The sequence below is a fragment of the Kurthia gibsonii genome (genome assembly GCF_006539985.1).
Taxonomy (GTDB): Bacteria; Bacillota; Bacilli; order Bacillales_A; family Planococcaceae; genus Kurthia; species Kurthia gibsonii.
The window spans coordinates 26,525-36,391 of record NZ_BJOB01000025.1; the positions used below are offsets into that span (position 1 = coordinate 26,525).

At 36.2% G+C, this 9,867-nt stretch carries 9 protein-coding genes; 4 read left to right on the plus strand and 5 right to left on the minus strand.

The window, feature by feature from the left end; translation table 11 throughout:
• Positions 1-24 precede the first annotated feature (24 nt).
• A complete protein-coding gene (locus tag KGI01_RS08865) occupies positions 25-735 on the plus strand; it encodes a metallophosphoesterase (protein WP_170214764.1) in 711 nt (236 codons plus the stop codon).
• A gap of 43 nt (positions 736-778) precedes the next feature.
• Here KGI01_RS08865 and KGI01_RS08870 read toward each other — a convergent pair whose 3' ends face one another.
• A complete protein-coding gene (locus KGI01_RS08870) occupies positions 779-1,417 on the minus strand; it encodes a DUF1269 domain-containing protein (protein ID WP_141274392.1) in 639 nt (212 codons plus the stop codon).
• A gap of 139 nt (positions 1,418-1,556) precedes the next feature.
• Here KGI01_RS08870 and KGI01_RS08875 point away from each other — a divergent pair, with 139 nt between their 5' ends.
• On the plus strand, positions 1,557-2,288 hold the full coding sequence (locus KGI01_RS08875; protein ID WP_307723181.1) for a MerR family transcriptional regulator: 732 nt from the start codon (positions 1,557-1,559) through the stop codon (positions 2,286-2,288).
• Between the two features lie 103 nt (positions 2,289-2,391).
• Here KGI01_RS08875 and KGI01_RS08880 read toward each other — a convergent pair whose 3' ends face one another.
• Entirely contained in the window at positions 2,392-2,637 is a 246-nt protein-coding gene (locus KGI01_RS08880; RefSeq protein ID WP_082701406.1) for a hypothetical protein, read from the minus strand.
• Between the two features lie 112 nt (positions 2,638-2,749).
• Here KGI01_RS08880 and KGI01_RS08885 point away from each other — a divergent pair, with 112 nt between their 5' ends.
• Positions 2,750-2,977, plus strand: coding sequence for a hypothetical protein (locus KGI01_RS08885; RefSeq protein ID WP_068453261.1), 228 nt, complete (start codon positions 2,750-2,752; stop codon positions 2,975-2,977).
• A 57-nt stretch (positions 2,978-3,034) separates the two neighbouring features.
• Here the strand turns inward: KGI01_RS08885 and KGI01_RS08890 are convergent, their stop codons facing one another.
• Together KGI01_RS08890 and KGI01_RS08895 are read right to left on the minus strand one after the other, a co-directional pair.
• Positions 3,035-6,106, minus strand: coding sequence for an AAA family ATPase (locus tag KGI01_RS08890; protein WP_141274393.1), 3,072 nt, complete (start codon positions 6,104-6,106; stop codon positions 3,035-3,037).
• Entirely contained in the window at positions 6,106-7,248 is a 1,143-nt protein-coding gene (locus KGI01_RS08895; RefSeq protein ID WP_141274394.1) for an exonuclease SbcCD subunit D, read from the minus strand. Before KGI01_RS08895 ends, KGI01_RS08890 begins: the two co-directional genes overlap by 1 nt.
• A 122-nt stretch (positions 7,249-7,370) precedes the next feature.
• On the opposite strand from KGI01_RS08895, the gene KGI01_RS08900 reads away from it, so the two are divergent.
• Positions 7,371-7,838, plus strand: a complete 468-nt coding sequence (locus KGI01_RS08900; protein ID WP_141274395.1) for a hypothetical protein — start codon at positions 7,371-7,373, stop codon at positions 7,836-7,838.
• 563 nt (positions 7,839-8,401) lie between these two features.
• Here the strand turns inward: KGI01_RS08900 and KGI01_RS08905 are convergent.
• Positions 8,402-9,742 carry a sodium-dependent transporter gene (locus KGI01_RS08905; RefSeq protein WP_141274396.1) on the minus strand — a complete coding sequence of 447 codons (1,341 nt, stop codon included), beginning with the start codon at positions 9,740-9,742 and terminating at the stop codon, positions 8,402-8,404.
• Positions 9,743-9,867 lie beyond the last annotated feature (125 nt).

Consider the following 9,867-nt stretch of genomic DNA (forward strand, 5'->3'; position numbering starts at 1 on the left):
TTTTCGCAAAGGGGGATGACAGAATTGAATACATATTTTGTAATGAGTGATATTCATGGGATGGATGATGCTTTTGAAACACTACTTAAAAAATGGGATCACGAAATGCCACTCATTCTTTTAGGGGATTTAATGGACCGTAGTATGGGTTCGCGTCGTGTGTTAGAAAGAGCATGTGAACTTTCAACACAATATGATGTACGTCTTATTCGAGGAAATCATGATCAGATGTTTTTAGATTATATTGATTTAAAAGAAAAGCCCGAACGCTTTTTACGTAATGGCGGCGATGTGACATTACAATCACTTATTTCAGTCGATTTTACAAATTGGTCGCGTGCGCAGATTGCCGATTACTTAAAAGAACATTATGCAAAAGAGATTACATTTTTACGAAATAGTCGCTACTTTCTTATATTTGGAAAAGTGTTATTCACGCATGCAGGCTTTAATAGTGACTTTGCAGATTTACATCATACAACAGAAGATGAATTCATCTGGATTCGAGAACATTTTAACAAGCAAAATCAAACGCCCTATGTGAATGTATTTGGCCATACACCAACGCATTACATACATGAGGCTGAAAAGCATTCTATTTGGATGAATGAACAAAAAAGCTACATAGGGATTGACGGTGGCGCTGTATTCGGTGGACAGTTGAATGGTGTGTTACTCGATGAACATGGACAAATTCAACAAGTATTTGAAGTCAAAACACCAAAATTTTCATAAAGAAAAGCAAGTGTCATGAAAATTAACGACACTTGCTTTTCTTTTATGCTTCTGACTGTGAATCGTCTTTATGTTTTTTATTTTTCTTTAAATTTTCAAATTGACTCTTAATTTTTTCTTTATACGCAGCTACTTTTGCTTTACGCTCTTCAGAACGCTCTGCTGATATTTTTTGACGTGTTTGCTTTTCCATATCTTTTTGTAATTGTTGTGCATGTTCAACTTCTTCCATTATTAAAGCTGCATCATATCGAACAATACGTGTTTCATGCTCATTTAGTAGTTCATCTAAGAACTTTTCATCTGTTTCTTGTACGAGCGCGATAATGGCTACATCTCCATCTTCTAAACGTGATGCCATCGCCCTAATTAATGATGAGTCCGTTTCTATCTCCTCTATTTCTGAAATCGAGCCAACAATCGCACCTACTCCTAAACCGAGCAACATGCCAATTGGACCTCCTAAAATACCAATCAAGGCCCCAATCAAGCTACCTTTTAATGCATTCTCATTCGATGTCATATACTCATCTAATGTTTGAAGCTGTGCACCATTTCGCTTAATTAAAATTGCATTGGAAATCGTTGTACTCCCAATCACCCCTTCACGTCGCTTTAATTGTGTAAATGTTTGATATGCTTCACTCTCTACCTTATTATAACTAACAACAATATTTTCCACTCTAATCTCTCCTCGCTTTTTATATTAACCGAGTATTCTTACAACTCTCTCCTTTTATACCCTTTCATACCAAAAATACACGTTACTTTCGATATATATTGACTTTTACGTTAGACTTTATAGTGGTTTTAGAAAGGAGATGATAATAATTTATAAAATCAAACAATTAGCTGATTTAGTCGGTGTATCTGTTCGTACTCTTCATCACTACGACGCAATTGGTTTATTGCCACCTACAACTGAAAATAATGCAGGTTATCGACTTTATAACGATGAAGCTGTTGATCGATTACAACAAATTTTATTTTTTCGAACACTTGGATTTTCACTCAAACAAATTCAACAGATGATGACACAAGACGCGTACAATCAGCTCGAAGCTTTGTATTTTCAAAAACAATTAGTAGATGAAAAAATAAAACAGTTTGAATGTATGGCGCAAACCATTCAGCAAACGATTGAAGCAAAAGAAGGAGGTATTCACATGACAAATGAAGAAAAATTTAATGGATTAGATTTTAAAAAGAATCCATATGAACAAGAAGCACGTGAAAAATGGGGAGACGAAGTAGTCAATCAATCCAAAGAAAAGATTGCACAGTTCGATGATGAAGCCTTACAAGAAAAGTGGCAACAACAATGGACGCGCCTAGCAGCGATTCGCCATGAAGCTGTTGACTCTCCGACTGTTCAACAAGCGATGAAAGAGTTCTATTACTTTTTAAATCAATATTTTGGGAACTATTCAAAAGAGGCCTTTCGCGGTTTAGGTCAGCTGTATGTACAAGATCCTCGTTTTAAGTCACAGATTGATGTGTATGGTGAAGGGTTAACACAATTTATGAGTGAAGCGATGCAACAATTTAAATAAACAAAACTTTTTTAGCAACGAAAAAACTGGAACCACGCCACAGCGCGATTCCAGTTTTTCTCATACTATATTTTTACACTTACAGTCTCTTTCTCATGAAAATTCAATCTTCTTTTAAACCAAGTAGTTCTGTTTTTGACGGTGATTTTTGTAAATCTTGTTGTAACTCTAAACGTAAACGCTCTGTTTCAAGTTTAAAGTTTTCATTCTTTACATGCTCCAGTTTTAACTGTTTATCAAGCATTTGCTGCTCTATTTTCATTGTGCGTTCTTTAAATTTTAAACGCTTGACATAGACATCGCTACCGATTGCTACACAAGCTACGATAATAATCATTACCCACATCATATTGAATCACACCCTTTTTCTATTTTATACGAACGACTCGCAATTAAGTTTCACTATGATTCAGAACACGTTATAATAAAACTAACTCTATTATACAAAAGGATGTTAGATTATGGAAGGTTCAAAGAACGATATTCAATTAACAGAACAAGAAAAAAGTGTCTATACGTATGCATTTCGAGATGAGTTTAAAGGAATGGGCATCGATCCTGCGAAACAAGATTACTACATCGATAAGATTTTAAATGCAAGTGATGAAGCGATTCTTCATTTACGTAAAAATGGCGCGATTGCCATTGCACGTGAAGTAGTACAACCAAACAATATATTTGATGCTTAATACAAAAGAATCGCCCAGTCATTGAGCGATTCTTTTTGTATACAGTATATTAAATGGCTATTTTATATTCCACGTTGTATGACTGTATCCTTCTTTTGTCTTACGAACTTCAAGTGTGGCTGGAACCGTTTCTTTTAATTCTGCAACGTGCGAAATAATCCCAATCATACGCCCCGTTTTTTGTAAATCGACTAATGTATCAATTGCTTTTGAAAGTGCTTCTTCATCTAATGTACCAAAGCCTTCATCTACAAACATCGTATCCATTTGGACATTTCCTCGGAAACTTTGAATGATATCACTCATACCTAATGCTAAACAAAGAGATGCGTTAAATTGTTCGCCACCTGATAATGTTTTAACATCACGTTCTTGCCCTGTATAAGCATCATACACATCTAAACTCAAACCAGATTGCTTACCATTCGAATCGACGCGCTCACTACGAAGCAAGCGATACTGTCCATTGGTTAATGGCACTAATCGTTCATTCGCCGCTTGTATAATTTGCTCTAAATATTCAATTTGCAAATAGCGCTCAAACGAAATTTTTTGTGCATTTTTCCCCGCCATTAAGTCATATAGTTGAATAATCTGACTCGCTCGTTCTTCTAATTGCGCTGACTTCTCTTGCGCCTGTTCTAAATAACGAATAAAGCGAGTAATAGATTGGCGATAGCTTTCAATTTGATGAAGTTGCTTCACGTATAGATCGACTTGTTCTTTTATCGTAAGTAGTTCTTCTTTTAGCACCTCAACATTCTTCTTCTCTGCCTGTGCTAAATGTTGTTGTTTTTCTAAATATTCTTCCGTCGCGTAGCGTTCTTTTTCATATTGTGTAATTCGTTCTTGAAGTGTATTCATTTGAGCTGTTTCTAAACGTGCGGCTGTGTATTCTTTTCCATCTCGGAAGCCTGCTGCTAATACTTTTTCTTGTAGCTGTTGTTGCAATTGTGACAGCTGCTCCTGTGCTTCTGCATGTTGTTGCTTCATATTTTGCACATTTGCTTCTTGCGTTGTATGTTGTTGCATCGCTACTTCACATGCTTCATTAACTTGTTTTGTTTGTTGCTCATATAGCGCTACTTGCTGTGTAATTTCATGAATCGCTTCATCAACTTGTTGTTTCGTCGCAAATGCCACGGGTAATTGTTGCTTTTTGTCCTGTAATTGTAGCTCTGTTGTATGAACGGTCATTTGGAATTGATTTACTTGTTGTAAACATACTTGCTGTTGTTCACGTAATTGCTCGACTTGTTTGCGGAATTGCGTTAACTGTTGTTGTAATTCCTGCGCTTGTATTTTTTGTTGGTTATTCTTATTAAGAGTTTGTTCAAGTGTTTGAATCGTTTCAGCATTTGTTGCTTCATCATATGCAACCGTTACTTGTTGTAATGCCTCCGCTGTTTTTTGCATATCGCTATTTAAAATGTCTACTTGTGTTTGAATCTGACGTGCTTTTTGCTCTGCTTGTTGTTGTGCTATTTTAGCTTGTTCAACGATTTCTTTCGTGATTTTCACTGTTTGTGTTTGTTGCATCTTTTCTTTCACTGTATTTCCACATACGGGACAGATTTCGCCTACAACTAGTTGTTCTGCTAAGACATACGCTTGATTAGCAAGCCATTGTTCTTCTACTTGATGTAGTTTTGTATTTTGCTCTTGTAACTGCGTACACGCCATATCATGTTGTGTTGTTAACTCTTTTAGTTTATGGCGTTGCTCTCGCTGTGCAGATAATAGTTGTTCTACTTGCTTTAGCTGTGTTAACTGTTCGTAGTAAGCTGTTTCGTCAATTAACTGCTTCATCAGTACATCATACTGTTCTTCTGCTTGCTTTACTCGCGTTATTGCTTGTTGCAATTGGGTATCGTATTGTTCTTTGTTTGTTGTTGCTTTCGCTAATTGATGTTGCTGTTCTTTATACTGCTGTTCTAATTGATTAACCGCTTCGTAAAATGGTAAAATACGTTGCCATTCACGTAATTGTTCTTTTTGTTTTTCATAAAGAGGCAATTGCTGTTCTATATTCGCCTGTGCTTCTTTTGCTACATTTCTTTTTTCAATCGCTTGTTGTAATTGTTGTTTTGCAAACGCAACACGCTCTGTTAATTGTTCCGTTCGTTTTCGTTGTTCACGAAAAGCTTGCTCATACGGAATAATATGCTCTGCTCGCTCCGCTTGTTTCAACTGCTGTTGAATCGATTCTATTTCCGCTTCGCGTTGTAAAAGCTCTTTATACTTCGCTGCTACTTTTTGATATTCCTCTAATGTTAAGTTAAACTGCTCTGCCGCATGCACCATCTGTTGTTTCTCTGTAAATAGCTGTTGTTTCTCTGCATAAACTGTTTGTACTTTCTTTTCTTCTGCCTCATAGTACACTTGTTCATGTTGTAACCCTTCAATGATTTGTACAGGTGATTGATACTCTTTTGCAAATACATGAAATAGCGGACGATCCGCTTCCGGTAATGTTTCTTTTATTTGACGAATAAATGTTGCACGCTCTGTTTCTAACGCAAGTAACTGCTTTTCGGCTTCTGTTTTTTTATCTTTTAAGCGTTTTGTCATTTCTTCAAAATGTTCTGTTTTAAAGATTTTACGCAGAATTTGTTCCTTATTACGTGAATCGGATGTTAATAGCTTACGAAACTCCCCTTGTGGCAACATAACAATCTGTTTAAATTGTTCTTTTGTTAAGCCGATAATCTCTTCTAAACGATCGTTCAAATCACGTACACGATGCGAATCAAGTACAGGAATCTCACCCTCATCTGTTATCTCAACAAATTCCGTTTTCTCACCTGTAGCTGTCTTATTTCCTGCTTTTACATGGGCTAATTGGCGTAAAATACGATACGTTTTTCCCTTCATTTCAAACACTAATTCAATCGCTGTATGCGTATCATCTGTCGCAAAATTACTACGATGTGTTTTCGCATTTTCACGCTCTTCACCGCTCACGCTACCATAGAGTGCAAAACAAATCCCATCAAAAATCGTTGTTTTCCCTGCGCCTGTCGCACCTGAAATGACGAAAATTTGATTACCTTGTAGTTTCGTAAAATCAATAGTTTCTTTCTCTTTATATGGACCAAATGCAGTCATACTTAAATGAATTGGCTTCATTATTCTGCCTCTCTTTCTTTACGCAGTTCTTCTTCTACTAATTCTTGAAATAACTGAGTCATCGCTTCATTCGGTTCTGAACCTGTAATTTCAGTATAGAAGGAATGGAATAAAGTTTCCGTATCCATCGCTCGCTTATTTTCAACAGGTGCTACTTCTAATGTCCCTTTTATAATAGGGCGCTCAATATGCATCGCATTCGGAAAGACCGTACGAATTTTCTCCATTGGTGAAAGAATTGGTGCTTCATCTAGTAATGTCACATACACATAATCTTCACTTGCAGGTAACTTTAATAAATCTTCCATAAATCCTTCGATTCGTCGTAAGTCACGAATCGGTTTTAAAGGAATTTTTTCAATCGTTACATTCCCTTTAGCGTCTAACTCCAGCATGAGAACACCTTTTTGATGGGTTGCTTCAGATACACTATATTTAAGCGGTGAACCACTATAGCGTATTTTTTCATGGGCAACAAAATGCGCTTGATGTAAGTGACCCAGTGCCGTATAGTTGAATTTTTCAAATAAACTCGCATCAATACATTCTGAACCACCAATTGATAATGGGCGCTCTCCTTCATCTGGATTCTCCTGTTGTTCACCATTCTTTGTAACGAAAGCATGGGCGATGCAAACTGAACGATTTGTTGTAGGCTGAATTGCTTCCATAATTGTTTCCATTGCTTGCTGATTCGTATGTACATCCTCTTTTTCAAATACATAGCGAACTTCTTGTGGGTCAGCAAATGGAATCAGATAAAAATCAACAGCTCCATGTTCATCTTCTAAACGAATGGGTGTCATTTCTTTTGCTAGTTTTCCTTTTACATATAAGCCACTTTCTTTAAATAAAGTCGAGCCAAAATCGATACGACTCGTACTATCGTGATTTCCTGCGATAGCTAAAAGAGGAATTTCACGATTCTTTACAATCTCCTCAAAGACATCATCTAATAGTTGAACTGCTATTACAGGCGGTACGGAACGGTCATATAAATCTCCTGCGATTATAATCGCATTGGGGTGTTGTTCATCAACTACTTGAAGGAATTGTTGTAAGATATATTTTTGATCTTCTAACATGGATGTTCCTTGCACAGTTTTACCTAAATGCCAATCAGCTGTGTGTAAAATTTTCAAAGAAAACACTCCTTTTTTTATTTTTATTTAGTTTATCATGTAGTTTGTGCATTTTTTTGTACATCTCTTTCTCTTTTTATTATATACTAAGTAAAAGATTACGAATAATGGAGGTTTTTTCTATGTACATATTCATTTCTGCTCTTTCGGCTTTAATTTTGCTTATTTTACTTGTGTTCTTCATTATTAAACGTGCAGATCAAACAGCAAAACCGGTATCAAATATTAAATTAGCTTTTTATCATCAAAATGGAAACCTTGATTTTTATGTCACAACAGATAATGAATTTATTAGTCGTATTCATCATCATCAATTCAACCTACAAGACGTTGAACGCATTGAAGCAACAGCAGATGAAACCATCGTATTTGAAAAAACACGCGATCATGTACAACTCGATGCAGAAAAAATCGAAAAATTATTCAAAAATCATGTTGGATATGTCACATACCAAATTTATTTGAAAAATAACGAAAAAATTGAAGCAGTTGTCGATGTTGCGACGAATAAACGACCAAAACAACGCGAAGAACTAAAGCAAAGTTTAAATAAATTAACGAATCTATTAAATCAATTAGAGATGAATTAATACAAATAGAATGGGACATCCGTGTAAGAACAACCTTTCGTATGAGCATAAAAACTGGAATCGCACTGTAGTGTGGCTTCAGTTTTTTGTTGTAAATGTTATCCAACCTTTTTTCTAAGAAAAAAGGAAGATCTTGTTGTACGAGTTAACAGCACGCACGCTTCTCTAAACGGAAAGCTAATAATGCCCTGTGTCCCTTTCGGAGGCGGTGATTCCCTTTCGCGCGCGGATTTGTCCCTTTCATCGTCGGCGATTCCCTTTCGCGCGCGATTTTGTCCCTTTCATCAGCGATATTTCCCTTTCGTGCGCAGTTTTGTCCCTTTCAAATGCGGCAATTCCCTTTCACGCACGGATTTGTCCCTTTCAATGGCGATGATTCCCTTTCGCGCGCGATTTTGTCCCTTTCAACCGCGCCGATTCCCTTTCACGCGCGATTTTGTCCCTTTCAAATAATCTAATTCCTTAATGAGCATAAAAAAACTGGAATCGCGCTGTGGCACGATTCCAGTTTTTCGTTGCAAATATTAAAAAGGGAATTAAAATATTTTGTCCAACCTGTTTCATTATGATTTGATTAAGAAAAACATGACGATGATAATCACAATTGGTACAACTGTATACATCAATATGCGCCATAATGTATACCAACCTGTCGATAGTTGACTACTTGCTAAAAATTCACGTTTTGTAAAGTTCTTGTCTACTTTATACATGATAAATAGTGCGATACAGAGATTTCCTAATGGTAATAACACATTACTCACTAAAAAGTCAGTGGCATCAAAGACTGTTTTACCGAAAACATGAAAATCAGCTAATGTGCTTGATGATAAAGCAGCTGGAATTGCCGCTACAATTACAATAACACCTAAAAACCATGTAATTTTCTTGCGTGCATTTGGATACTTTTCTTGCAGAGCTGCAACAATAATTTCATATAAACTAAACGATGATGTTAGTGTCGCAAACAAGAATAATAATAAAAATAGTGCGAAGAAAATCTCACCAAATGGTAACTGTTGAAAAACAGTTGGTAATACAACAAATAATAATCCTGGTCCTTCAGATGCCTTTAATCCAAAAGAAAAAACAACTGGGAAAATGGCAAGACCTGCTAATAAAGATACAAAAATATTCATTAATACAACTGAACCTGCTGCATAAGGTAGACTTTCATTCTTTTTTAAATACGAACTATATGTCACCATACATGAAAATCCAACTGCTAATGCAAAGAAAGCTTGCCCTAATGCATATAAAACTGACTGGAATGTAATCGCTGAAAAATTAGGCTTTAAGAAGAAGGATACACCTTCTATCGCATCTGGTAATGTCAGTGCACGTACGACTAAAATAACAAAGAAAATAAATAGTAATGGCATCATTACTTTATTTGCTTTTTCAATACCATTTTGAATCCCTAATCCTACTACAAGTACATTAAACAATGTAAAAATAATTAATCCGATAATTGTCATCATCGGTGAACCCGTTACTTGTCCAAATAAAGCACTTGCATCTAAAGATGGCATGATGATTTGACCGACCAATGCTTTTCCTGTATAAACGGCAATCCAACCACCAATGACGCTATAGAAGGATAAAAGCAAGAAACAACCAACAACACCTAATCGCCCAATCCATGTCCATGCTGTCTGCGGTGCCAGCTTTTTATATGCTGATACTGCTTCTTTCTGTGTACCACGTCCAATAATAAATTCCGCAATTAACATCGGTAAACCAATCGCCAGTGTAAACAAGACAAACAGTAAGAAGAATGCTCCTCCTCCACTCGTCCCTGTGACATACGGTAGTTTCCAAATTGCGCCTAAACCAATCGCAGCTCCTGCTGATGACAGTATAAAGCCTAACTTTGTTGACCACTGTCCTTTTCTCTCATTCATTCAAATGCCTCCATTACTCTACTCAGCTCAGCAATACAAAGGATTGCGAGTTTAAAACTTCTCCTTATTATTTTATCACGTAAAAAAAATAAATTCATTACCGTTTCAACACAAAGAAAAAAGGG